Origin of the sequence: Oricola sp., assembly GCF_965230365.1 — a bacterium.
In the GTDB taxonomy this organism is placed as follows: Bacteria; Pseudomonadota; Alphaproteobacteria; order Rhizobiales; family Rhizobiaceae; genus Oricola.
Map to the genome: position 1 here is coordinate 3,001,846 of NZ_OZ246003.1, position 23,793 is coordinate 3,025,638.

A 23,793-nucleotide genomic window follows, 5' to 3' on the forward strand; every position below is an offset into this window, starting at 1 on the left:
GTCGGCGGCTCACTTTGCCTGTTTGCCGGAGGCGCGCGCAGTAAAGAGAAGCTCCTCCGCAAGCTCCTCGCCCAGCATTTTCCTGCCAGCCTCGACATCGCGGATCATCTGCAACGACCGCCCATAGGTGCCGACATCGACCCCGTTTCGCCGCGCAGCGCGGATGACCGGTTCGCCATGGTTGGACACCTCGGTCGGCCTCTTTCGCACCATGATGTCGCGCCAGATGCCGCTGTAGAGCTTCTGCGACCCGCGGCGCGACTCGGCATAACCGTCAATCGCGGCCTTCATGCGCCCTTCGTCGCCGGTCAGGAACTCGGACGGATCAAAGGCTTGAAACGACATGAGCGACACGCCGTCCGCGCTGGCCACCGCGGCCACCTCGTGGACCATCCGGTAGATCAGTGGCCGCCAGCGCGGATTGTCAAGGAACTCCTCCGTCGGTTCGTTGGATATGGTCTGGGCGATCAGCACCGCGGTGAAGGCGAGCTTGGCCCAAAGATATCCGAAGACGTTGTCGGATACCTGCACATCCGGTTCAAAGGTGCTGAGCAGGCCCTGAAGGCTGCGGATGCGCGCGGTGATCCGGCCGTCAATCTCGCCCAGCACGAACGCGCCGCGCCCGCCATAGAGGATCCTGCCCGGCCCGATAAAGTCGGCGCCGAAATTGATGAAGCTGCCGATGGTCCGTTCCGCGCCGACAGCGTCGGCGATCAGGTTCTCGTTAAGTCCGTTTTGAACCGAAACCACGTAGCCATTGTCCGCCAGATGCGGGGTCAGCGCCGCAAGCGCGGCCGGCGTGTGCTGGGATTTGACGGCAAGCAGGATCCGGGCGAAACGGCCTTCCAGTACGTCCGGCGTCGTCGCGCGCACCGGAACCGTAAACGCATTGACGGGGCCTTCGATCCCGATGCCGCTGGCCTGCATCTGCTCGACATGGTCCTCAACGACGTCAACCATCAGGACATCGTGCCCGGCACGCGCGAGATAAGCGCCGATCGTGCCGCCGATCGCGCCCGCGCCCCAGACAACAATAGGCTCGGTCATTGGTTGTCCCTTTCCATCCTGCTACGCAGTTGTCTCTCAAGCTCTGGGGCTGGATCAATTTCCAAGTGCTCACATGATCATGAGGAACGGGTTTGCTGCCCAAACGGGCAATGCCAAATAGACATTCCGTATCGACATATGGTCGGGTGACGCGCCTGCAACCGGCACGCTACCAAGGCTCAATGGCTGGTTCGGCACTCGCGCAGCCCGGTTTCCGGCTGTTCTTCATCGGAAATATCTTCACCCTGAACGGCATCTGGATGCAGCGGATGACGCTCGGCTGGGTTGCCTGGCATGTGAGCGGATCGCCATCGCTGGTGGGCCTCGTCTCCTTCATCGGCTTTATCCCGACTCTATGCCTGAGCGTCCTGTTCGGAGCGATGACCGACCGCGTCGATCTAATCCGTGCATGCCGCATCCTGCAGATCCTGTTCCTGATCTCCTCGCTGGCGCTGCTTGCAACCTGGTCGAACGGTCTCCTGACCTCCTTCGCAATCTGTGCGATTGCGTTCATGGTCGGCACGATCAGCGCGGCCTTCAATCCTATGCGCATGGCCACCGCGCCGTTGCTGGCCGACCTGCGGCACCTGAGTTCGGTCATGGCGCTCAGTTCGGTCAATCTGAACATGGCGCGCGTGACCGGGCCGGCGCTCGGTGGGCTAGCCATCAGCACGCTTGGAATTGGCGGCGCACTCGCGCTGCAAGTGGCGCTGTTTCTGCCCAACTTCGTGGTCCTTGCCCTGCTTAATCCGCGCTGCCGCGAAGGAATGGACGGGCCGCGCCAGAGCATCTTCTCCTCGATCATGGAGGGCGTGACACTTGCGCGCGAGAACGCGCTGATCCGGCAGGCGCTTTTGTTAAGCGCAGTGTTCGGGATGCTGGCACGCGCCGTGATGGAAATCCTGCCGGTAGTCGCGGGTGCCGGCTTCGATCGGGGCGCCGAGGGATTGGCGGTGCTGGCATCATGCGCGGGCGCCGGCGCGCTGATTGGCGGCTTCCAGCGCGTCATGTTCAGCCATCGCCAGACGCACGGATTACCGCCGGTCGCGCTTATCTGCAGTTATCTCGGCATGGCCGCCGTTATCGCGGTCGGAAGCAGCACGATCTGGGCGCTCACCGCTGTGGCGGTCTTTGTACTGGGATTGTGCTCGTCTGTAACCGCGGTATCGATTGTCACCGCCATCAACCTATCGGTCGATGATCGCATTCGCGGACGGATCGGGGGCATCTGGCTGACAACCGGCATTGGGTCGGCGGCACTCGGCGCGCTTGGTCTCGGCATTGTCGCGGAATGGTTCGGGCTGGCGGCCGCCATGGAAACAAGCGGCGTGATCGGCGTGATCCTGACCTCGCTGGTGTTGCTTGGGCGCACGCGATCCGGGGCCTGACGAACGCGCGTCACCGCGACAGCCCTCAACAACGCCCAATTACGCCAATCGGCCGGAAAACTGGAGATCCTGCGCTCCAAACCGGAAAACTATATGGGCCATCCTAACGTCGTCATCGATCGAGCATTCTGGTTTGACCTTTCGGCGTCTTTGCAATTCCTGAAGCCCGGCCGCATATCCTCGAACACCTGGCGCTTCGCTTATTCGCGTGTCCGCATGGACCGATCGAATCGTGGAACTTCGGCCTTGGCACTTGGCAAGCCCGACCGTTTCCGCAAATGCCGATGAGCATCTCCGGCAGCCGCCCGGCTTTCCAAGTCCCTGTCCGCTTCAAGCGCCAAGTTGCAGAAAGCCGGGTGAGCTTCAGCTCCGGCGCTGTATCACTTCTATGCGGTTGATGCCCGGCAGACACTGTACCGCGCTAAGCATGCCTGATGCGGTCTCTGTCTGACTGACGATCTCACATGGGGCTTCGGCGGACAGCGTCACCTGCTTGCTGCTGTTGACGTAGAACAACCCTGGAGAGGACGTCGAAATGCGAACTCCGTCACCCGTGGTTTCCACATCCATCTTCCGCGCTGCATGCTTGCGATAGGTTTCGGTGGCTTCTGACGTGGTCAGGAAATCCAGCCATGGATACGCCCTTGTCACTTCATCGATCCAGCATTCGAAGGACTGGTACAAGCCGGGCTGGTTGTCCGCATTTGGTCTCTTCCAGTTCTGCGCCAGTGGGTTGCGCGATCCTTCGCCGCCATCACCCGGACGGTCGAAGATATCGTCCGGATGCAGAAAGTGTGTCCAGATTCCCAATGACGCGACTTGGGAGGCCATCGCCAGCCGCGTGATCGCGTCCTGCACATGGCCGTAGGTCTCGCGAGGCAAGCAGAGCATCGAGGGTTCCCATGCTTCAGTTCCGAACTCTCGGAACTGGCCCAGCAGCAGACTTCCGGAGGTGTAGCTGCTGCACACGGCCGAGATCTCCGGGAAAACCCGCGCCACTTCTCTAATCTGGGCAGCGTTGTACCAGTTGCTCGCCGGCACCCAAGACACAGGCAAGGGCAACTCTGCGGCAGCGCTCCAAAGGCTCCGCGCGCGTTCGAGCTTCTTGCGCGTCGCCGCCGGGTCCGGCCAGTACCGCTCCAGCATCGGCGTATGGTTGTAGCCATGGAACCCGATCTCGTCGTCGGAAGGAACGCGCGAAAGCTCGTTTATCCTGTCGGCAAACCGGGATTCCTGTAGCGCGCTGTCGACCTCGAAATCCACGCCGTCAGGATCCGCATAATCTGCAATCATGTACCACGAGTACTTGAGTCCGTACCGCGCGCGCAGATCGAGCATGTCCACCAGCCACACGTCACGGATGAAGTCGTTCGCTGAAAGGCCATACTCGGTGACGGCTGGCTCCTGGCGCGCGATCGATTCTGATGGCGGGTAATCGTCGATATGCAGCATGGCGAACCCGGCCAGTGCACGCACCCCGATTTCCACCGTGTCGAAGATGGTTTGAACGAGGAACCCGCGCATTCGCCGCGATTGCAGAAGGTTGGTGTTCCAAAACACCACGCGCGTGCCACCTACCTCGCGCTTCCAGCAGAGCGGGTATCCTTGGGTATCGCTGACCAGGATCTCGCAATCGGCCGAAAGCGCGCCAGCGTCGATGTCATAGCGACCATGGATCCAGGCCTCGTTATTGAAATACAGGCCGGTAGCGAGAGGGATCACCTCTGCGTGGCAATGAAATCCCTTGGCCTCGACCAAAGCGGGCGCCGTGTCCGCGGCACCAAGCCCGATCAGTTCCGCAATTTCCGGCGACCAGGCCCGATGGACAACCGCGAGGCCCCCACCGGCATTGCAGAACTCCTGAAGCTCAAGCGACTTACCCCCGTCAAGGCCGCCAATTCGATCAGTCGACAGAACAACCGAGCTGAACCCGTTCAGTTCCGGCCAGGCGCTGCCTAGTGCCAGATCAAGCACCACATAGGAGACCTTGCAGTGCTCCAGGCATACGCAGATGTTCGTCAATACACGCATTCCCTGCGCATCGCCGCCGTGGCAGATGACAAGAAACTTCTGCTTTCGGCTACCGTTCGAAGTTGATCTCCGCCCCGTAAGCCAACCAAGAAACCTGTCGATCAACATAGTGGATTGCATTCCCCGTCAGCTTGGCGGTAAGTCGTTGCCGTTCAGGGGTCTAGCACAAGTCTCGTGCAAGGCGAGACCTTGCGGCAGGTGGGGAAATTGCAGGACAGTCTACAAAGGCCGCTCCATGTGTTGCTGTGCCCGGACAGGCCGTCCTGGTCCTTCGACAACATTGCAATCAACATTTCGAGAAGCATCGACGGCGTTCGCATCGACCGCCTCTATGCCAAGGATTTCGTCGACGAGCCGCATGTCTTCTTCGAGACGGTGCTTCGCACCAATGTCGACCTGTGCCACCTTTTCTGGCGCGAGGACCTGTTCTTTCTCTTCCATCCGCACACGGTGCGCGAGGCCGCCAACCGCCTCGGTATCAGCTTTGAGAGCCTCGTGCGCGGGATAAACAGCTGCGCCTTCACGACCTCAGTCTACGATCACCTGTTTTCTGAACCTGAAGAGCTGCTTTCACGGCGCACCGGATTTGCGCTGACCGACGGCTACTCCGTCTCGTCGAACAAACTGATGCAGGTCTATAACGGGATTGACGGTCTGCCGGAGCCCGACATGGTGATACCCGACGGTGTGGACATCGACCGCTTCTCGCCCTCCGGCAGGCCGCAGGAGAATCACGGTACATTCAAGATCGGCTGGGCAGGTAACAGCCAATGGGGCCGCGACAAGCTCGGTTTTGACGTGAAGGGTTTTGACCGCATCTTCAAGCCCATGTCCGATATCCTGCGAAAGCGGGGGATTGAGGTCGAGGAACGGATCGCCGACCCCCATGTAAATCGCATCCCGTTCGATGAGATGCCGGACTTCTATGCGCAGTTGGATCTTTTCGTTTGCACATCGGCAATGGAAGGCACGCCCAACCCCGTTCTGGAGGCGATGGCGAGCGGCGTTCCTGTGATATCCACGGATGTTGGGATCGTTCCGGAAGTGTTTGGCGACTTGCAACAGCGCTTCATCATCCGCGATCCACAGCCCGACCGTTTCGCTGACGCGGCGTCGGAACTCCACCGCAATCTGGAACTGCGGCGCGCCATCATCGCGGAGAGCCGATCGAGGGCGCTTGAATGGTCTTGGACGAAAACCTCGCGCGATTGGAAACCGTTCTGGGAAACAGCACTCAGGCGGGCAATGTCCAAACGCAACGCAAAACGGCGAGAAACGCTCCTCCTGTTGAGAGAGAAGTACATATAGCGGGCACCGCTTGCTTTCTCTGCGTCAATGTTCTGTATTACGTCGCGGGGCGGCGTTATTTTCGCTGCGAATCTACCGGGGGCGTCCATGAAACGTGCGGAACTCGCTGAGAAGCTGCAGGATGAACGATGCGGATTGTTCTTTCTTGCAGGATTGGATGACGATGGTCGCGGAGGCAAACTCCTGACGATCCATGCGGCGCAGGGATTGCTGAATTCCGACCAAGAATGCTACCTTCGTTCAGCGGCTGTGACGGTTGATCCGGCCTTGGATGTCCGGGTAGTCCGGCACACGAAGAAGGCGCTCAACGCACCCAAGAGCCTCGAAAGTTTCGTGCGCCGCTTCCAGAGCCGGACGATTTTGCTCGATCCAACGGGTGTGTTCGATCGCGCGTCACGGCTTCTCCGCCTTGTTCTTTCGATGGACAAATCCCAACGTCAGGCTTTCACGTCCGTACTTTGGCAGGCGGATGAATCGGCGCTGTTGTTTGTCAAAAGCGCCGGAGTGACTGACGACGAATATGTCGACGCGCTGTTGGTACCAGTCCGCACTGCAATCGCCAACGAAAGCGATGACTGTTTGTCGAGAGCCGTGCTTTCGGTACGGGCAGTCAGTTCCGTGCCCGCCGGGACCTATACGCCCGTCGACGACCTGTCAGCGGTCGCCGGAAGAACCGGAACCGGATTGCTGAAAAGTGCAGTGAGGGCGTTGACCGCCGCAGCCGCGCTGATTGGTGTCGGTTCGGCTACCCTTGCACATGCCAGCTTGCCCAATGACAAAACCGACCGTTTCACGTTCACGCCGGGCATCGAGGCGATCAGCGGGTTGACAACCCTTGGTGAAAACGCATTCGGCGCGCGCAACCATTTCCGAGCCGTTGGCGGGTTGCGGCTTTATTTTGGCGATTCGGAACTGTTTCTAGCGTCACTGCCGCGTTCCGGCTTGGAAAGCGACGTATTCGATGAAGTGCCTTCGGGCGATCTGGGAGAGGATTCTTCGGAAGGGGCGGATGACGGGAAGGTCGGCCCGCCGTTACGACTTGCCTATTAGTTAGGTATTTTGCCGGTTAATCAATAGTTCCGGCGATGTGGATGGATCACACTCTTTCCGGCGACACGCAGGTGAGCAGAATCGAACAGCAGGGACGCGTCTTTTAGACATGTCCCGACAACGGAACCAAAATGGGGTGCGGGCGACGCCCGCAGTAAGGTCGATGCAGAAAATGACACGAAGCTGGTTCCGGTTCGGGCTTGTCGCTTTGGCTGTTCCGCTTGCCTCAGGGACCGCATTCTCGGGGGACATCGTTCAGGGTGACCAATCGGAGTACAACCCCGTCGGCACGGTGATCTACTGGGGAGGAGATCTCGCCAACAACCAAAATGATCAGACCAGCGGTGGTATCGGTGCCGGTTTCACGACAGCCCTTGACGGTGATTTAGGGCAATCCGGTTGGATCGTCTCGGGTTACCTGGGCGGCGGCTGGGTTGACGGGAACACCTCGAGAACCGATGCTGCGTATGGGTCGCTCGCCGCAGGTTACCTTTGGGCGGCACCCGATTATTATGTGTCACTGCAAGCCGGCGTTCACTTCGTCAACAACAACGAATCGCCGGGAGGCGGCCCGACCGACGGAAGCGAAATCGGCGCGCTTTTCCAGTACTCGTTTGAAACCACGAGATCCAATGCATTCTATGCGCAAAGCTATGGCTCCCTGTCGACCGCGTTCGAACAGCGATATGCGCACGTCAAAACCGGCTACAAGACATCGACGTTTACCTACGGCGCAGAATTCACCTATCTCGACAGCGAAGATTCAGGTGACACCAAGCGCTATGGGGCCTTTGTCGGAAACATTCCGATCGGCAAGCTATCGATGACAATTGGAGCCGGATACCAGCAGGAATCAGAACCGAGCCTGAGCGACGGTGTTTACGGTACTGTCGGCTTCTCCGTTCCGTTTCCGATACGATAAGCGCCTCACGGTGTTTCCCCGCCATTCGGCCGCTGTCAGGGATGACATTTGACGCCCTGACGATTTATTCGTCAACCGAACTGCGCAAGACAAACTCTCCGCCCCTTCTGGCGCGCATCTCCCGCCAGGGCCGGTCATGGCGGGGCACCGCCGCAAGAAGCTGCCGGGTGTAGTCCGTTTGCGGCGCGCCAACGAGCGTGTGCGTGCTGCCCTGTTCGACAATCAGGCCATGGTGCACGACAAGCGTGCGGTCAGCGATCCGCTGCACGACGCCGATATCATGGCTGATGAACAGGATCCCGAGGCCATCGCGGTTCTTCAGGTCCTCGAGCAGGTCGAGGATTTGCGCCTGGATTGAAACATCGAGCGAGGCGACAGCCTCGTCGCAGACCAGAAATTCCGGCTTCGCGGCCAAGGCCCGTGCGATCGCCGCACGCTGCAACTGACCGCCGGAGAGCTCGTTCGGCCGGCGATTGCCGAAGGCCGGGTCGAGACCGACGCTGTCCAGCAGCCGTTCGGTCTGCCGGGTCGCTTCCGATCCCTTGATCCCGCCAAGACAGCGGAGCGGGTGGGACAGGGCCCGGTTGATGGTCTGGCGCGGGTTGAAACTCGCCAAAGGGTCCTGGAAGACCATCTGGACGGTTGAGCGCTGCGCCCGGAAGTCAAGCGTCTTGCCGTCGACATGCAGCGCGCCCCGATCGGCGCGTTCCAGCCCGCAGGCGATCCGGCCGAGTGTCGACTTGCCCGATCCGGATTCGCCGATCAGGCCGACGATCTCGCCCGGCGCGAGGTCCAGCGAGACGCCCCGCAATGCCTGCACAGATCCCCCTCCCCGGACCGCGAACTGCCTGTAGAGATCATCAAGCCACAGCACGCCCTGCCCTGCGGCGGGACCGGATCCGGAGACTGCCGCCGGCGCGTCGTGAACAAACGGAAGCGAGGCGGCGGCCAGCATCTTCGCGTAGTCGGTCTGCGGCGCGGCGGTGACATCCCGCGCGGATCCGCTTTCGATCAGCCGCCCGTCCTTCAACACCATCATCTCGTCGGCGATGGCGCCCGCCACGGCCAGATCGTGGGTGACGAAAATGACCGATATCCCGCGCTCATCGACCAGATGCAGCAACAGGTCGAGGATCTGCGCCTGCACGCTCGCGTCAAGCGCGGTTGTCGGCTCATCGGCCAGCAATATGCGCGGTTCGCCGACAAGTGCGGCGGCGATGGCGACCCGCTGTTTCTGGCCGCCGGAGAGCTGATGCGGATAGGCCGCCGCCCAATCGCGTCCATTCCGCCCCGCCGGCGGCAGGCCGACCGTTTCGAGAAGCCGCCTCGTGTTGTCGCGAGCTTGCGAACGCGTCAGGTTCAAAAGCGCCATGGCGACTTCATCGAGCTGCGCACCGATGGTCATCACCGGATTGAGGCTCGCAGCGGGGTTTTGGAAGATCATCGCGATCTCATGTCCGGCAATGCCGGAGCGGTCGGCGCCACCTGCAAGAATGTTGCCGGAACGGCCGGAAAGTCGCAGATCCCCGGAAATGGCCGCGTTGGCGGGCAACAGCCCTGCAATGGCGTTCAGGATCGTGCTCTTGCCCGACCCGCTCTCGCCCGCGAGTGCGAGAACCTGTCCGCCGACAAGTTCCAGCGAAACATTGTCGACGGCCAGCCCGTTGCCGCCGAAGCCGACGGCCAGGTTGTCGAGGCGGAGAACGCTGCCGTTCATGTCACCTCCGTAATGCCGAGGCGTCTGGCCAGGTAATCCCCGCTCAGGGACACGGCGAGCACGGTTACGGCGATGGCGATGCCGGGGATGATCACCAGATAAGGCGCGGTCCGAAGCTGTGCCCGGCCATTGGCGATCATCGACCCCCAGCTGACGAGATTCGGATCGGACAGGCCGAGGAAGGCAAGCGCGCTTTCGACCAGGATCGCCTCGCCAACCGTGATGCCGATCAGCGCGACGACCGGATGCAACGCGCCGGGCAAGACCTCGAGAAAGGCGATTGCAATAGAGGAACGGCCAGCCAGCCTGGCAGCGTCCACATAATCGGAGCCTCTCAGCCGCAGCACTTCGGCGCGGACCAGGCGGGCCGTCGGCGGCCAGGCGGAAATCGCGATGGCGATGACCACATTGACCGCGGATGCGCCCAGGATGCTCACCAGGGCCAACGCAAGCAGGAACGTCGGCACCGTCTGAAATGCTTCGGTGATCCGCATCAGGATATTGTCCGCCAGACGGCCGGCGAAACCGGCTGTCGTGCCGACAAGAACACCGATGCATATGGCCGCGGCTGCGGCCGCCGCGCCGACGACCATCGAAACCCGCGCGCCGTGGACGAGGCCCGCAAACACATCCCGGCCGAGGTGATCGGTGCCGAACAGGAACCTGGGGTCGCTGAGTGGCGCGGTCAGCGGGCGAGCGACCATGTTCAACGGATCCGATGGCGCCAGCAACGGGGCGGCAAGCGCGACAAGGGCAAGCGCCACGAGGATCGCTCCGCCGACGATACCGCCGAGGCCGGTAAATACGCGCTTTGCTGACGTCATCTCTGGTTCCGCTCTGTGAGGCGCACACGCGGATCGAGCCCGCTATAGGCCAGATCGATGAGTATGTTCATGACGACCACGAGAAGGGTTCCCGCCAGCAGAATGCCGGCGAGCAGTTGCAGGTCGCGCTGGTTGACCGCTTCATAGGCGAGCGCGCCGAGCCCCGGGATCGAGAACACCGTTTCGATCACCACGGATCCGCCGAGAAGGGTTCCGGACTGCAGGCCGATCATGGTCACCACCGGAAGCAGGGCCGGTCTTGCCATGTGGTTGACGGTCACGCTGCGTTTCGGCACGCCGCGCGACCTAGCAGCCCTGACCCACCCGCTCTTTGCCACCTCGATCATGGCGCCGCGCATCAGCCGGACATAGAGCGCCAGATATGTCATCGCGAGCGTGGTCACCGGGAGGACCAGATGGCGGGCCGTATCAAGTGTCGATTGCACAACGCCATAGTCTGCCCCCAAAGTGGATAGGCCGCCGATTGGAAACCAGCGCAGTTTGACAGCGAACAGAACGATCGCCAGCAGCCCGAGCCAGAATCCGGGTGTCGCGTTGAGGACAAGCGCGCCGATGGTGACGCAGGTGTCGACAACGCCGCCCTTGCGCAGCGCAGCGATCCCGCCAAGCAGGATGCCCATCGACGCCGACAGCAAGATTGCGGAGACCATCATCAAAAGCGTGTTGGGAAGCCGCTCGGCGATCACGGCGGCTACGCCTTTGGAAAAGGCGATGGAATAGCCGAGATCGAATTGAGCCAGCGACGTCAGATAGGTCAGGAACCGGGTCGCCACGCTGTCTTGCAGTCCGTATTGCTCGCGCAGCGATGCGGCAAATCCGGCGTCTCCGGCGCCGATACCCGCCAGATAGGCATCGACCGCATCACCTTCAGACATTTCGAGCAGCACAAAGACGCCGACGGCCACGATAAGCAGCACCGGCAGCGCCTGCAGCACCCGCCCAGCCAGAAATGCTGAAGTGCGCGCCAACCGGTTGACCGGCTGGCGCGGCTTTAGCGAGTCGTCGTCGCCAGAGGCATCAACGTCCACTTAGTCGGCCTTGATCCATGTATCGGCCCAACCGGATGTCGCCCAGCGCGGATTGTTCGAAACGTTCCGAACTTCATCCCGGGCGACGGACAGGAACGTGAAATGCGTCAGGAAGATAATCGGCAGGTCCTCCTGGGCAAGCTCCTGGAAGTCACGGTAGACCTGTGTGCGTTCAGCCGTGTCGAGGGTCGAGATACCCTTTGCGATCAGAGCGTTCATCTCGGCGCTATCGTATCCCCATTGGTTGGCGAAGGGAACGCCTGCATCCAACCCGCCCTGATAGAGGATCGTGGTCGAGATGGCCGGGTCGTTCCGCCAAACCGGCGATCCCACCGCAAGGTCGAAGTCGTGCTCGGTATAAACCGCCTTGATATGCCCGCCCGGATCGGCGGTCACGATCTCAACGTCGATCCCTACCGCTGCCAGCGCCTGGCGCACATAGCTGCCGGTGTCGCGGGTCTGCTGGAACCAGGGAGCCGGCCTCAGCCGCAAGGAGAACCGGTTGCCGTCAGCGCCACGCGGATAGCCGGCCTCGTCGAGGAGCTCTTCGGCGTGCGCCGGATCGAACGGATAGGTCGCTTCGGTCTCAGTGTAGAAGTCCGCAGCGGTCGGCGGAACCGGACCGGTCGCCGCCGTTGCGTAGCCCAGGAACACCACGTCGATCAGGAACTCCTGGTCGATGGCATGGGCAATGGCCTTGCGGACGAGCGGATTGGCCAGTTCCTCGCGCCGGTGATTGATATCGAGCGTGACGTTGTAGGTAATGCCCTCATAACCCTTGGTGATCACGCTGATGCCGTCGATCGCGTCGAGGCGCTCCATGTCGGTGAGCGGCACGGCCGAGAAGGCCGTCAGATGCAGGTCGCCGGTTTCCAATGCGGCGGCCTTCGCGCCGGGATCCGGAAGCACGCGATAGACGATTTCATCAAGATACGGCTTGCCGTCCTGCCAGTAGTTTTCGTTGCGCGTCAGGCGGTAGAACTGCCCCGGCTCATGCTCGGCGAACACAAACGGCCCGGTTCCGACCGGTGCCGCATTGTAGGCTGTTTCGCCAAGATCCTCGCCCTCCAGCAGATGTGCCGGAAGCACCGCCGTTACCGCCGGAAGCGCATTCTCGATCAACTGGCCGGGCGTCGGCTTCAAGAACTTGAAGATGGCAGTGTGCTCATCCGGCGTTTCCACAGACGTGAGGTTTTTGAAGATCTGCCGCCCGATGTTCTGCTTCACCTTCCAGACCTGCATGGCGGAGAAGGCGACATCGGCGGAGGTGAGTGGCTCGCCGTCCGACCATGTCACGCCTTTGCGGACATTGACCGTGAACGACAGTCCATCGTCCGACGCACTCCAGCTTTCAGCAAGCAACGGCTTGAGGCCGGTCTCATAGTCCATTTCCGCGAGCGGCTCGACGATCTTGGACGCGACAAAAAAGACGCCATTGGACGCAACAATTGCCGGATTCAGGTTGCGCGGTTCAGTGTCATTCGCGACCACCAGCGTGCCGCCGGTGGCCGGTGATTCTTGCGCGAGTGCCGGTTGGGCAGCGATTACCGCCGCCGCCATCAATGCCGATACACCGCAGCGCCAATTCAGATTTCGAGTTTTCATGATAGTTTCCCTCTTCTATCAACTCGTGAAAATTCCCATCACCAACGTTACACATCTGCATATACATTGACCGGCTGCCCGGTGATCAATCCGCCCGGTGCACTGCACAGACCCCGTCGATGCCCGCGATCGTCATCTGAGTCCCGCCTCCGGCAGTCGCGATCTGCGCGCGCAAGACCTGCCCCTTCGGCCCCAGGTGCCCGATCCTGATGAGCTTGCCGAGCGTTTCGCCCTTGCCCATCCACAAGGGGTTGCCACAAGCCTGCGGTTCCATCAGAAAACATGCCGTAACGTCATCTGACAATCTTTTTTGCTGCAGTGCAAGCGATTATGCGGCCTCCGCCCGCGCTCGCCAAAGTTCGGAACCCTTTGCCCGTCGGCCATCCGCCCCTACCCTGGATCGTCCGCACCGGCATCGTCAGGATCGTCCGGACCGGCCAGTTGTGCCGCACCCGGGAGCTGCGGCCTGATCATCTCGCCATTCGGCTGGATGCCTGCAACGCAAGCGTTGAACGCGTCCCCATCGAACCGGCAGGCGACATCCGGATCAACGTTATTTCGTGTCCAGCGGAAACGGATCGAGCCGACGGTGCGGGTGTTCAACAGATAGCGGTTGGTCGGCCGGATGCCGGTCCCGCCGGGTGCGTTGGTGTCGGAGTATCCGAACAGGATGATGTCCTGCGAGCCGTCGCCATTCGGCGGGGTAATCCGCGGGTGCGTGTGATGGTCCTGCAAATAGGTCACCCAGGCATCAACCCGCGGATGGGCGTGGCCTGCATGCTGACCTGCCTGAAAGACGACATAGCGCGGCCGGGTCGCCTGCGCCCAGGCGAGGTTGTTGCTTTGGTAGCTGCGCGCGCCGTGATGCGATGCCGACAGGATCGTCGTGTGCGCCGTCTGAGCCTGGCAGTTGGCGACGGCCGCGTTCTGGGTGACGCCCTGTGCGTCGCCGGCGATCGTGACCGAGTTTCCCCCATAGCCAATATTGAGGACCAGGCTCTTGGCATTCGAACTGGTTCCCCGGTTGACTGTCAGCACGGACAGCCGTGCGGCGCCGCATTGCAGCATCGGGCTGGCGCCGAGCTGGCCGACCGGGTTGGCGGTGCCGCAATTGAAGCTGTTTTGGGGAAAACCGCGATACACGTGATGATTACCGCCGGCCGTGGTAGCGCCCTGGACCCATTGGAGGAAAGCGGTCTGTGCCGCGTTGGTCCCCAGTTGCCGCCGAGCCAGGCGGCGCGCGGCTGCGACTCGCCGGCCATCACCTGGGCGATCATGTTGTAATGGTCGGTATCGGGATGGCTGACCACCAGCCGCGGACGGCCGCTTCCCGGTCGGTTGACCGCCTCGGCTAGCGTGTCGCGCACGAAATCGACATCGGCGGTCGCGGCAGCTGCACTGGTTCCGCAGTCGATCAGGATCGGCGCGTAGCGCCCGCCGCCTGGTCCATCCGGCACCGGTCCATCGCGCGGACATGTCACCATCGCGCAACTGCCCTGGCCGATGTCGAAGAAGGTCACCTCGATCGATGCGTCCGGGCCGCCGGCCCTTAGGTTCGGCCTTTTCTTGTCGCGCGGGGTCGACGGCGGCGAGGCGACCGGCGGCCTCTTGTCGCCGGCTTTACGTTCCGGCGGTGTTACGGGAACCGGCGGCGGTGGCGGTGTGGATTGCTGGACGGCCATCCCACCCTTGTTCTTCGTATAGGCCCCGGCGGGCGTTGCCGCCCACAGGACCGCGCCGGTCAGGACCAGCCGCGCGAAACCGGCGATCACCGCTCAGCCATCCGAAGACCGGACGATACGCCATTGTTGGCCGACATGCGGGCCGCCCTTTGCGCATTGGGCCGCCTTTATCGCCCTGCCCGGCCCAGCGCTTTCCAAGCACATGTCATCGAGCGAGATCGAGCGGGCGGTGGTGTCAAACGCAAAGTGGAACCAGCCCCAGCCATGCGGTACCACGTCGTCGCACCTGACGCTGTATACCTGGTTTCCGTGTAGATAGGCGCAGCGGCCGGTATCGGTCGGGCCGAAGGCGCCGCCATATCTGTCGGTGTGCGTGAACCGGCCCGTGCCGGCGGTCATGACCGGGCGGCAGCGCGCCGAAAATAGCGGGCTGTTCGTGGCCGCGCGCGCCTCGATGCAGGTACCGTCACCGATGTTCTGGAGCATCGCGCCGTCCGGCCGCTCCAGGCGGCTGAACGGAATCAACGCCTCAAGGTCCGAAAGCTCGGCATTGGTCAGACATTCATTGTCGGCGGGGTCGAGGCGACACATGCGTTTCGCCTGCCGGCCGACATGATGGGCAACGGCGGCACGGCGCAGTTCGGCCTCGTCGGTCAGGTCGCCAGCCACCGATTTCGGCATCGGCAGGTTGAGGCGCAGGATATTCGGATTCTCCAGTTGCGCGGCGCCGCGCAGCGCTCCGGCGAATGCGGAAAACGCCTCCTCTCCAAACTCCTCCGCCGATTCGTCCGTATCGGCCGGCGGCGCGGCGAACACGGTTTCCGGCAGCGCCAGCCCGACACCGCCCGGAACCGAGATCGCAGCAACCGTCGCGACCTCTTCCGTCTCACCGCCGGCCAGCGTCCCGACCTTCGACCGGATCGAGGCGCGCAGCCGCACGACCTGGTCCTGCAGGTCCCGAAGCTCGCTCGGCACAAGGCCGGTCGCGAACGAATAATCGTCGGAATTCTCCAGCACGTCCTCGATGGAATCGTAGAAGGACGCTAGGAACCAGTAATAGTCGGCGATCACCTCGGCGTCGTCGCGGTCGGTCGCCAACGTCTGGTCGGCGGGCCAGTTGACCAGCCCCTCATAGGAGGAAACCGTCATGGTCTGGAAGATCGGCGCCCGCGCTGCCTCAAGCGCCAGATTGCCGAGCTTGGCCTGCAGGCCTTCCTGGGTGACCGGTATGGCGCCGCTCGAACCGCCGACCTGCATGACGCGGATCTCGGTGCTGGCCGTGGAGATGTCGCTCGAGCGCTGCATTGATGCCTCCGCCGATGCCGCGACCGCGCCGTAGTTCCCCTTGATGGCGGCCTTGGCCTTGTCGGCGACCGCCTTGTTGGAGGATTTGATGGTGAAGGTGGCCACCAGCGACGCGCCGGTGTCGATCGAGGCAATGAAGGCGTCGCCGCACGCCCGGCGGAAACCTGCCCGGTTTTCGCGCAGCAGCCTGACCGCCCAGGGTTTCAGGCTGAGCCCGCTTTGGGCGAGGCCGTCGCGGCGGGTGGCGGGCTGGGCGTCGGCCGACGCAAGCGTCGTGTTCTCGGCCGGATCGACATAGGGATAGGCGGTGCGCGACGGTTCTGTCGGCCGAACCGGGCCGGCGAAAATTGTGCCGTTCAGCACCATCGCATCGAGCAGGATCGTCTGGCTCGAGCCGCTGACCGTGGAATTGCGCGCAAAGGATGCCTTGGCGCTGCCCTTTGCGAAGACGGAGTTTACAGCGACCGAGGCACTGACCCCGAGCGACTCCATGATTTCCGACTTGTCGGAAACATCGCTGAGCCGCACGCTGGTGGTCTGGCCGGTCAGGCTGACCGGCGCGAACTCGACGCAGCGGGCCGGGATCAGGATGCCGAAGCGCGAATCCCAGCCATATCCCAACTCCATGCCCTGGTCCGGCACGCTCATTTTTTCGCTGCGGCTGGCCAGAAGCACGCGGGCGGCCCCGTCTTCCCCGGGCCCGGAGAGCCCGGCGAATCCGGTACCGGTGACATAATATCGCGCGAACACCACCGCCAGCAGCGCGACCAGAACAATCAGGTAGATAACGGGGAGATATTGAGCCAGGGTATGCCGCATGCCACGTTTCTCCAGTGTCCCGTGCGCCCCTTGGAGACCACTATCGACCTCGGCCTTCCGCTTGTAAAGCAGTGCCACAGTCTGCGGTTACATCATGTTTCGGCCGTTGCATCGGTGCCAAACACGCTGAAATATGGACTATTCTGATTTGAACAAGAGTACCCAGCGATGACCAAAACGCTCTTTCGTGACGACGCCTATCTCTCGGTGGCCGAAGGCATTGTCACTGCCATCAACGATCGCGGCGGCATCATTCTCGACCAGACGTGCTTTTACGGCACATCCGGCGGCCAGCCCGGCGACACAGGCTTTATGGAGCGCGCTGACGGCACCCGCATCGAGATCGCGGCAACCGTATGCGGCGATACCAATGACGAGATCATCCATGTGCCCACCGAGGGCCAGCCAACGCCGGATATTGGCGAGCGGTTGGTGCTGCATATCGATTGGGACCGCCGCTATAAACTGATGCGCATGCACACAGCCTGCCACTTGCTGACAGTGATTTGCCCCTTCCCGATCACCGGTGCAGCGGTCAGCGAGAACGAAAGCCGGGTCGATTTCGACATTCCCGAACTCGGCTTCGACAAGGCGTCGGTCAGCGCGGAACTGATGCGCCTGGTCGAGGAGAATCATCCGATCTTCGTCAAATGGATCACCGATGACGAACTCGCCGCCAATCCGGACTTGGTGAAATCAAAGAATGTCCGCCCGCCGATCGGCACCGGGCACATCAGGCTTGTCGGCATTGGAAATAGCGGAGCGATCGATACGCAGCCCTGCGGCGGAACCCATGTCTCCGAGACAAAGGAAGTCGGCGACATCCATATTGGCAAGATCGAGAAGAAGGGCCGTGAGAACCGGCGCTTCCGCATTCGTTTCGGCCCGGCACCCGCCAACTAGGAGAACCAAATGCGCCTTGAGGGATCCTGTCATTGCGGCGCGGTGCGCTTTTCCTGCGAGAGCCCGCATCCCGTCCCGTATCAGCGTTGCTACTGCTCTATCTGCCGCAAAACTGCCGGCGGCAGCGGCTACGCCATCAACATCATGGGCAAGTCGGAGACGTTGGAAATCGAGGGTGGACAGAACATTGCCATCTATCGCACCCGCGCCGAAGACGGGAATAGATCCGGCTGCGAGCGACGGTTTTGCGCCAGATGCGGAAGCGCGCTGTGGGTCTATGACAGCCGCTGGCCCGAGTTGATCCATCCCTTCGCCTCTGCCATCGACAGCAACCTGCCGACGCCGGGCGAGAATACGCATATGATGCTCGCCTTCAAACCGGCCTGGGTCGAACCGCATGTCCATCCGTCCGACAAGACCTTCGAACGCTATCCCGATGAATCGATCGCCGACTGGCACAAGCGCACCGACAATGTACGCGACTGACCGGCGAACCCTTGCGCCTGCGTTGCGATTCCTGTCCTGTGCGCGCAGCACCCGCGCCAAGCCGCGGAATGGAAGGACCGAACCGTGAGTAAACAAAGCCCCTACGTCGTCCAACCGGATTGGCTCGCAGACCATCTCGACGATCCCGGCCTGTCGATTGTCGATGCGTCTTGGTATCTGCCTGCGCAGGGTCGCGATGCGCGCGCCGAGTACGATGCGGCGCATATCCCAGGCGCCGTCTTCTTCGACCAGGATCTGGTCATCGACCCGGACAGCAGCCTGCCGCACGCCCTGCCCTCGCCGCTGGTTTTCGAACAGCATGTCAGCGCCATGGGGATTTCGCGCGACGACACGATCGTCATCTATGACGGCCCGGGCATGTTTACTGCGCCGCGGGTGTGGTGGATGTTCCGGCTGATGGGAGCGGAGACCGTGTTCGTGTTGGATGGCGGCTTCGACAACTGGAAGGCTGCCGGCCGCGCCATCACCGCCGAACCGCCAAGGATCGCACCGACCGCCTTCGTACCGCACTATGATGCTGCGCGCGTCGCGATGTTTGATGAGATGCGCGCGATTGTCGACGACCGCTCCCTGCAGATCGCCGATGCCCGCGCGCCCGGCCGGTTTACGGGCGAAGAGGCTGAACCGCGCCCTGGCATGCGGGCCGGTCACATGCCGGGCGCCCGCAATGTGCCGGTAATGTCACTGTCGGAAAACGGCTATCTGAAAGACCTCGACGGATTGCGCACGACGCTTCAAGCCGCCGGCATCGATCTCGCCAAGCCTGTGGTGACGACCTGCGGGTCCGGCGTCACCGCCGCCGTGATCACGCTTGCGCTGGAGTCGCTCGGAACTTCCGGTCACAAGCTCTATGACGGGTCATGGTCGGAGTGGGGTTCGCGCGATGACACGCCGGTCGAAGCCGGACCGGCAGGAGCGCCGAACGCCTGATGGCCAGAAAACCCACTCCGCTCGACACCACCGTGACCTTTCTGGAGATGACGGCGCGCCCCGCCATGCGAGCGGCGCTGCCGCTCGGGGTCAACGCCGTCATCCTGCACGCCGAAGAGCCGCCGCTGGCGTTCTACCGCTACCTGCAGTTTCAGGTCGGTCATCCGTGGCACTGGGAAAGCCGGCTGCGCATGGATGACGAAACTCTGGCCGGGCGCATCCACGCGGAGACAACCGACATCTTCGTGGTCTATCTGGACGGCGCGCCAGCGGGCTTTTTCGAGATCGACCGCGCCAAGGCCGACGTCACCGATCTCGCCTATTTCGGCCTCATGCCCCATGCATCTGGGCGCGGACTGGGCCGCTGGCTCTTGATGTCAGCGATCGATGCGTGCTGGGCCAATGAACCGGCGCGGATAACGGTCAACACCTGCACGCTGGACCATCCCGCCGCCTTGCCGCTCTACCAGAAGCTCGGTTTCCGGCCCTATCGGCAAGCGCCCGGTCAGGTGGTTCCACTCGCAAAGGCCGACCTCCATCGGTTGGCCGAACAAGGAGTGACAGCGGCCTGAACGGCGCGTTCAAGCCCGGTTCATCGCGATATCGATATGACGGCGGCAACCGTTCTTGAAAGGAAACTGCAATGAACCGCCGTTCGTTTCTCACTTCGCTCGCCGCCGCCGGTGCGACGGCGCTCGTGCCTGCCATGCCGTCCCTGGCGATTGCCGACAACTCGCCCAGCGCAGCCATGATCCAGCGCAAGCTTCAAGCCGCGCCTCGCTTCAAGGCGATGCCTGACGCGCGCCAGACGATCCAGCAGTTAAAGCGCAACCGCCGCATACGCCACATGGCACCGTCGATCGACATCCAGTCAATCAATTTCGCCTTCGGATCGGCGCGGATCCCGGCGTCGCAGCACTGGAAGGTCGAAGAGATCGGTATCGCTTTGAACCGGATCCTCAACAACAGCCCGTACGAGACGTTCCTGATCGAGGGGCATACCGACGCCGTTGGCTCGTACTCCGCCAACCAGAGGTTGTCCGAGCGCCGGGCGGCATCGCTTGCCCAGGTTCTTGTCGGCTCTTTCGGCGTGCCGCGCCGTTCGCTGCAGACCGTCGGATATGGCGAGACTGAGTTGCTTGTCCCAACGCCGCATGCCAACTGGCGTAACCGGCGCGTGACGCTGCGCCGCGTCACCGATTTCGTCATCCTTCGATAATGAAGAGGGCCGGCCGCTGCCCCTTGCGGCCGGCCCTTGCGCTGTTGAGGCCGTCAAGCGACCTTCAGCGCGTCCTGCGGCTGTGCCAGCTCGTAGCCGAGCGCGTCGGCGACAGCCTTGTTGGTGATCCGGCCACGATGGACATTAAGACCGTTGCGCAGGTTCGGTTCGTCGACTAGCGCTTTGATGCCCTTGTTGGCCAGCATGAGACCATAGTACAGCGTAGCGTTGTTGAGCGCATTGGCCGAGGTGATCGGCACGGCGCCGGGCATGTTGGCGACGCAGTAGTGGACGACACCGTCGACTTCATAGGTTGGCTCGGAATGGGTCGTCGCACGCGACGTCTCGAAGCAGCCGCCCTGGTCGATTGCGACATCGCACAGCACAGCGCCCTTCTTCATGCCGCCGAGCATTTCGCGCGACACCAGTTTCGGCGCAGCCGCGCCAGGGATCAGAACCGCACCGATCACGGCATCGGCGGAGAAGACTTCCTCCTCCAGCGCCTCGACAGTCGAGTAGCGAGTGCGTACGCGGCCGTTGAAGATGTTGTCGAGCTCACGCAGGCGCGGCAGCGAACGGTCGATGATCGTTACTTCCGCACCGAGGCCAACTGCCATCTTCGCCGAATTCAGGCCAACAACGCCGCCACCGATGACGGCAACCTTGGCCGGCAGCACGCCCGGCACGCCGCCGAGCAGGATGCCACGACCGCCATGCGCCTTCTGGAGCGCGGTGGCCGAAGCCTGGATGGCCAGACGGCCGGCGACTTCCGACATCGGCGCCAGCAGCGGCAGGCCGCCGCGGTCGTCGGTCACGGTTTCGTAAGCGACAGCCGTGCAACCGCTCTCCACGAGGCCCTTGGTCTGATTCGGATCGGGAGCGAGGTGGAGATAGGTGTAGAGGATCTGGTCTTCGCGCAGCATCACCCACTCCGAGGGCTGCGGTTCCTTGACCTTCACGACCATGTCGGACTGGTCGAAGACTTCCTTGGCGGTCTGGACGACCTTCGCGCCGGCGGCCGCATAGGCGGCGTCATCGGCGCCGATACCGGCGCCAGCCTGCGTTTCGACGATCACATCGTGGCCGTTGGCGACATATTCGCGAACGGAACCGGGCGTCAGCCCGACACGATACTCATGGTTCTTGATTTCCTTGGGGCATCCCACGCGCATTGCTTCGTCTCCCTGACCTATCGCGTCAAACACAATCAAAATCATGACGCAGTTTTGATCGAATGTCCTTGCAAAGTGCATATGCAAACACCCCCTTCTTCGACTATTGTTGCGCAAAGTAGGCAAAAATCTGGGAATTGTTGCAGACATGGAACTCGATTCGATCGATCTATCGATCTTGAGGAACCTTCAGAAGAACGGCCGGATTTCCAACGCGGCCCTTGCGGAAGCCGTCGGCCTGTCGCCGTCCGCCTGTTCGCGACGGCTCGATATCCTGGAGGGCGCGGGCGTCGTGCGCGGCTACCACGCGCGGGTCTCAAATCGCGAACTCGGCTACACGATGACCGTGGTCGTCCACATCTCGCTGTCGGGCCAGTTCCAGAAAACGCTTCGCGAGTTCGAGGAAGCGGTCAAGCGATGTCCGAACGTCATAGTCTGCTATCTGATGAGCGGCGAGTACGACTATATCCTGCGCGTCTCCGCCAAGGATCTGGACGACTATGAGCGCGTCCACCGCGACTGGCTTTCGTCGCTGCCGCATGTGGTCAAGATCAATTCGTCATTCGCCTTGCGCGAAATCATCGAACGGCCGAATGTCGGCATCGATGTCGATCTTGTCTCACCGGATACTGCCTGATAACGCGAAACGATGAACACCTATTTCGCGCTTGCGATAGCCATTGTCGCCGAGGTCTTCGCGACGTCTTGCCTCAAATTGTCGGACGGCTTCACGAAGCTGCTGCCGTCGGCGGCGGTCGTCGTCGGCTACGGGCTGGCATTTTACTTCCTGGCGCTCACCTTGCGCACGATCCCGGTCGGCGTTGCTTATGCGATCTGGGCCGGCGCCGGTGTCGCACTGATCACGCTGGTTGGCTGGCTTTTGTTCGGGCAGAGAATAGATACCGCTGCCATAATCGGGATGATCCTGATCGTCTCCGGCGTTATCGTCATTCAGGTGTTCTCATCGGCCTCAGGACACTAAGCCCTCAGGCCGAAACCGGCGCAAGCCCGACACCGAGCGACGCAAGCGCATCCCAGTAGCCGGGATAGGTCTTCGACACACAACCCGGATCGAGAATGACGATCCCGGCGGTCATGAGACCGGCCAGCGCAAAACACATCGCGATCCGGTGATCGGCGAACGTCTCAATGCGGGCGTCAACCGTGGCGCCGGCCAGAGACGGGTCTGCGTGAACGACCAAGTCATCACCCTCTTCGACGGCAAGCCCCGGCCGGATGCGGTTGAGGCCTTCCGACAGCGCCTGGATGCGGTCACACTCCTTAACGCGCAGATTGGCGATGCCGGTAAAGCGCACAGGTGTGGCATTGTAGGCGGCAAGCACGGCCAGCGTCGGTATGGCGTCCTGCATCTGAGATCCGTCAATCACCGCATCCATGGCGGGAAAGCGCGCCATCGCCACATGTGCGGCCGCGTCCGGCTGGGTGAACGCTACAGCTGCGGTGCCGATATCGATGGAGCCGCCGGTCAGTTTTTCCGCTGCCCAGAGATAGGTCGCCGCTGACGCATCCGGCTCGACGTGGTGATCGGTGGCGACGTAACCGCCCGGCTCGACCCGCCAGGTGGCATCCCCGTCCTGCGACACACGGGCGCCGAAGGCCCGCATGGCTTCGATCGTCAGGTCGATATAGCCGCGCGCGCCGATCTTCGGTCCGGTCAACGCAATCTCGACCACGTCGCGTGCCAGCGGCGCGACCATCAGGATGGCCGAAACATATTGACTGGACAGCCCGCCATCGATCTCCACCCGGCCGCCGGGGATGATGCCATTGCCATTGACCGTCACAGGCGGGCAGCCGGTTGCCGTCTCAGCGTCGCCGCCCATGGACCGCAGCGCCTCGACAAGCGGGCCGATCGGCCGCTTGCGCATATGCTCGTCGCCATCAACCACGGTCGTGCCGTCGATGCACGCGACGGCAGCGGTGAGAAACCGCGTCGCCGTGCCGGCATTGCCAAGAAACAGCGATGCGTCGGGTTGCGTCAGCCGTCCCGAGCCGGCGACCGAGAATGTAGTGTCGTCCGGCTCGTCGACGGCGACACCCATGGCGCGCAAAGCGGCCGCCATCAGCCTGGTGTCATCGCTCTTCAGCGCGCCGGTGATGCGGCTTGAGCCCTTGGCGAGCGCGGCCAGCAGCAGCACGCGGTTGGTGATGGATTTGGAACCGGGCGGGGTCACCGCGCCATTGAGCGGCGCAGCGACGGGCGTCACTGCCAGCGCCGGCGCCGCCAGATAGTCAATCGCCTGCATGGATCTCTCGAATTGCGGTGGACGGGAACGCGGTTCTGCCTAAGTCGC

General features: G+C 62.4%; 23 protein-coding genes. 11 read left to right on the forward strand and 12 right to left on the reverse strand.

Annotation, left to right across the window (positions count from 1 at the left end; all coding sequences use genetic code 11):
* Positions 1-9 precede the first annotated feature (9 nt).
* Positions 10-1,047: a ketopantoate reductase family protein gene (locus ACO06R_RS14615; protein WP_421851398.1), complete on the reverse strand. Its 1,038-nt coding sequence runs from the start codon at positions 1,045-1,047 to the stop codon at positions 10-12.
* 182 nt (positions 1,048-1,229) lie between these two features.
* Here ACO06R_RS14615 and ACO06R_RS14620 point away from each other — a divergent pair, with 182 nt between their 5' ends.
* Positions 1,230-2,435 carry an MFS transporter gene (locus tag ACO06R_RS14620; RefSeq protein ID WP_421851401.1) on the forward strand — a complete coding sequence of 402 codons (1,206 nt, stop codon included), beginning with the start codon at positions 1,230-1,232 and terminating at the stop codon, positions 2,433-2,435.
* Between the two features lie 363 nt (positions 2,436-2,798).
* Here ACO06R_RS14620 and ACO06R_RS14625 read toward each other — a convergent pair whose 3' ends face one another.
* Entirely contained in the window at positions 2,799-4,574 is a 1,776-nt protein-coding gene (locus ACO06R_RS14625; RefSeq protein WP_421851404.1) for a DUF2194 domain-containing protein, read from the reverse strand.
* Positions 4,575-4,673: 99 nt separating this feature from the next.
* On the opposite strand from ACO06R_RS14625, the gene ACO06R_RS14630 reads away from it, so the two are divergent.
* From ACO06R_RS14630 to bcsS, 3 genes are all read left to right on the forward strand, one after another.
* Complete coding sequence (locus ACO06R_RS14630; protein WP_421851407.1) at positions 4,674-5,774, forward strand: glycosyltransferase; 1,101 nt, start codon at positions 4,674-4,676, stop codon at positions 5,772-5,774.
* A gap of 87 nt (positions 5,775-5,861) precedes the next feature.
* Entirely contained in the window at positions 5,862-6,824 is a 963-nt protein-coding gene (locus ACO06R_RS14635) for a hypothetical protein (RefSeq protein WP_421851410.1), read from the forward strand.
* A 163-nt stretch (positions 6,825-6,987) separates the two neighbouring features.
* Positions 6,988-7,746, forward strand: coding sequence for a cellulose biosynthesis protein BcsS (gene bcsS / locus ACO06R_RS14640; RefSeq protein WP_421851412.1), 759 nt, complete (start codon positions 6,988-6,990; stop codon positions 7,744-7,746).
* Positions 7,747-7,810: 64 nt separating this feature from the next.
* On the opposite strand, the gene ACO06R_RS14645 is transcribed toward bcsS, so the two are convergent.
* The 8 genes from ACO06R_RS14645 to ACO06R_RS14680 form a co-directional block, all read right to left on the reverse strand.
* A complete protein-coding gene (locus ACO06R_RS14645; protein ID WP_421851415.1) occupies positions 7,811-9,463 on the reverse strand; it encodes an ABC transporter ATP-binding protein in 1,653 nt (550 codons plus the stop codon).
* Entirely contained in the window at positions 9,460-10,287 is an 828-nt protein-coding gene (locus ACO06R_RS14650; protein WP_421851418.1) for an ABC transporter permease, read from the reverse strand. Before ACO06R_RS14650 ends, ACO06R_RS14645 begins: the two co-directional genes overlap by 4 nt.
* Positions 10,284-11,276, reverse strand: coding sequence for an ABC transporter permease (locus tag ACO06R_RS14655; RefSeq protein ID WP_421859428.1), 993 nt, complete (start codon positions 11,274-11,276; stop codon positions 10,284-10,286). Before ACO06R_RS14655 ends, ACO06R_RS14650 begins: the two co-directional genes overlap by 4 nt.
* Positions 11,277-11,336: 60 nt before the next feature.
* The gene (locus ACO06R_RS14660; RefSeq protein ID WP_421851421.1) at positions 11,337-12,941 is read right to left on the reverse strand and encodes an ABC transporter substrate-binding protein; all 1,605 of its coding nucleotides are present in this window, start codon (positions 12,939-12,941) and stop codon (positions 11,337-11,339) included.
* A gap of 85 nt (positions 12,942-13,026) precedes the next feature.
* On the reverse strand, positions 13,027-13,215 hold the full coding sequence (locus ACO06R_RS14665; protein ID WP_421851424.1) for a hypothetical protein: 189 nt from the start codon (positions 13,213-13,215) through the stop codon (positions 13,027-13,029).
* Positions 13,216-13,331: 116 nt separating this feature from the next.
* Complete coding sequence (locus ACO06R_RS14670; RefSeq protein ID WP_421851426.1) at positions 13,332-14,084, reverse strand: hypothetical protein; 753 nt, start codon at positions 14,082-14,084, stop codon at positions 13,332-13,334.
* Positions 13,973-14,713, reverse strand: a complete 741-nt coding sequence (locus ACO06R_RS14675; protein ID WP_421851429.1) for a hypothetical protein — start codon at positions 14,711-14,713, stop codon at positions 13,973-13,975. Before ACO06R_RS14675 ends, ACO06R_RS14670 begins: the two co-directional genes overlap by 112 nt.
* Before the next feature lie 3 nt (positions 14,714-14,716).
* On the reverse strand, positions 14,717-16,747 hold the full coding sequence (locus ACO06R_RS14680) for a hypothetical protein (RefSeq protein ID WP_421851432.1): 2,031 nt from the start codon (positions 16,745-16,747) through the stop codon (positions 14,717-14,719).
* A gap of 168 nt (positions 16,748-16,915) precedes the next feature.
* Between ACO06R_RS14680 and ACO06R_RS14685 the strand changes: the two genes are divergently transcribed.
* From ACO06R_RS14685 to ACO06R_RS14705, 5 genes are all read left to right on the forward strand, one after another.
* A complete protein-coding gene (locus tag ACO06R_RS14685) occupies positions 16,916-17,650 on the forward strand; it encodes an alanyl-tRNA editing protein (RefSeq protein ID WP_421851435.1) in 735 nt (244 codons plus the stop codon).
* Positions 17,651-17,659: 9 nt separating this feature from the next.
* Entirely contained in the window at positions 17,660-18,136 is a 477-nt protein-coding gene (locus ACO06R_RS14690) for a GFA family protein (RefSeq protein ID WP_421851438.1), read from the forward strand.
* 84 nt (positions 18,137-18,220) lie between these two features.
* On the forward strand, positions 18,221-19,087 hold the full coding sequence (gene sseA, locus ACO06R_RS14695) for a 3-mercaptopyruvate sulfurtransferase (RefSeq protein ID WP_421851441.1): 867 nt from the start codon (positions 18,221-18,223) through the stop codon (positions 19,085-19,087).
* The gene (locus ACO06R_RS14700; protein WP_421851444.1) at positions 19,087-19,659 is read left to right on the forward strand and encodes a GNAT family N-acetyltransferase; all 573 of its coding nucleotides are present in this window, start codon (positions 19,087-19,089) and stop codon (positions 19,657-19,659) included. The genes sseA and ACO06R_RS14700 overlap by 1 nt, the downstream gene beginning before the upstream one ends.
* A 71-nt stretch (positions 19,660-19,730) precedes the next feature.
* Complete coding sequence (locus tag ACO06R_RS14705; RefSeq protein ID WP_421851446.1) at positions 19,731-20,306, forward strand: OmpA family protein; 576 nt, start codon at positions 19,731-19,733, stop codon at positions 20,304-20,306.
* 53 nt (positions 20,307-20,359) lie between these two features.
* Here the strand turns inward: ACO06R_RS14705 and ald are convergent, their stop codons facing one another.
* Positions 20,360-21,478 carry an alanine dehydrogenase gene (gene ald / locus ACO06R_RS14710; protein ID WP_421851449.1) on the reverse strand — a complete coding sequence of 373 codons (1,119 nt, stop codon included), beginning with the start codon at positions 21,476-21,478 and terminating at the stop codon, positions 20,360-20,362.
* Positions 21,479-21,626: 148 nt separating this feature from the next.
* Between ald and ACO06R_RS14715 the strand changes: the two genes are divergently transcribed.
* Positions 21,627-22,115, forward strand: a complete 489-nt coding sequence (locus tag ACO06R_RS14715; RefSeq protein WP_421851452.1) for an Lrp/AsnC family transcriptional regulator — start codon at positions 21,627-21,629, stop codon at positions 22,113-22,115.
* 12 nt (positions 22,116-22,127) lie between these two features.
* Positions 22,128-22,460: an SMR family transporter gene (locus ACO06R_RS14720; protein WP_421851455.1), complete on the forward strand. Its 333-nt coding sequence runs from the start codon at positions 22,128-22,130 to the stop codon at positions 22,458-22,460.
* Positions 22,461-22,464: 4 nt separating this feature from the next.
* Here ACO06R_RS14720 and aroA read toward each other — a convergent pair whose 3' ends face one another.
* On the reverse strand, positions 22,465-23,745 hold the full coding sequence (gene aroA / locus ACO06R_RS14725; RefSeq protein WP_421851458.1) for a 3-phosphoshikimate 1-carboxyvinyltransferase: 1,281 nt from the start codon (positions 23,743-23,745) through the stop codon (positions 22,465-22,467).
* Positions 23,746-23,793: the final 48 nt, after the last annotated feature.

Excerpts from the sequence above, each read along its gene's own strand:
- ACO06R_RS14615 (WP_421851398.1), bottom strand. The coding sequence starts at position 1,047 with ATGACCGAGCCTATTGTTGTCTGGGGCGCGGGCGCGATCGGCGGCACG.
- ACO06R_RS14620 (WP_421851401.1), top strand. The coding sequence starts at position 1,230 with ATGGCTGGTTCGGCACTCGCGCAGCCCGGTTTCCGGCTGTTCTTCATC.
- ACO06R_RS14625 (WP_421851404.1), bottom strand. The coding sequence starts at position 4,574 with ATGTTGATCGACAGGTTTCTTGGTTGGCTTACGGGGCGGAGATCAACT.
- ACO06R_RS14635 (WP_421851410.1), top strand. The coding sequence starts at position 5,862 with ATGAAACGTGCGGAACTCGCTGAGAAGCTGCAGGATGAACGATGCGGA.
- bcsS (WP_421851412.1), top strand. The coding sequence starts at position 6,988 with ATGCAGAAAATGACACGAAGCTGGTTCCGGTTCGGGCTTGTCGCTTTG.
- ACO06R_RS14645 (WP_421851415.1), bottom strand. The coding sequence starts at position 9,463 with ATGAACGGCAGCGTTCTCCGCCTCGACAACCTGGCCGTCGGCTTCGGC.
- ACO06R_RS14650 (WP_421851418.1), bottom strand. The coding sequence starts at position 10,287 with ATGACGTCAGCAAAGCGCGTATTTACCGGCCTCGGCGGTATCGTCGGC.
- ACO06R_RS14660 (WP_421851421.1), bottom strand. The coding sequence starts at position 12,941 with ATGAAAACTCGAAATCTGAATTGGCGCTGCGGTGTATCGGCATTGATG.
- ACO06R_RS14665 (WP_421851424.1), bottom strand. The coding sequence starts at position 13,215 with ATGGAACCGCAGGCTTGTGGCAACCCCTTGTGGATGGGCAAGGGCGAA.
- ACO06R_RS14680 (WP_421851432.1), bottom strand. The coding sequence starts at position 16,747 with ATGCGGCATACCCTGGCTCAATATCTCCCCGTTATCTACCTGATTGTT.
- ACO06R_RS14685 (WP_421851435.1), top strand. The coding sequence starts at position 16,916 with ATGACCAAAACGCTCTTTCGTGACGACGCCTATCTCTCGGTGGCCGAA.
- ACO06R_RS14690 (WP_421851438.1), top strand. The coding sequence starts at position 17,660 with ATGCGCCTTGAGGGATCCTGTCATTGCGGCGCGGTGCGCTTTTCCTGC.
- ACO06R_RS14700 (WP_421851444.1), top strand. The coding sequence starts at position 19,087 with ATGGCCAGAAAACCCACTCCGCTCGACACCACCGTGACCTTTCTGGAG.
- ACO06R_RS14705 (WP_421851446.1), top strand. The coding sequence starts at position 19,731 with ATGAACCGCCGTTCGTTTCTCACTTCGCTCGCCGCCGCCGGTGCGACG.
- ald (WP_421851449.1), bottom strand. The coding sequence starts at position 21,478 with ATGCGCGTGGGATGCCCCAAGGAAATCAAGAACCATGAGTATCGTGTC.
- ACO06R_RS14715 (WP_421851452.1), top strand. The coding sequence starts at position 21,627 with ATGGAACTCGATTCGATCGATCTATCGATCTTGAGGAACCTTCAGAAG.
- ACO06R_RS14720 (WP_421851455.1), top strand. The coding sequence starts at position 22,128 with ATGAACACCTATTTCGCGCTTGCGATAGCCATTGTCGCCGAGGTCTTC.
- aroA (WP_421851458.1), bottom strand. The coding sequence starts at position 23,745 with ATGCAGGCGATTGACTATCTGGCGGCGCCGGCGCTGGCAGTGACGCCC.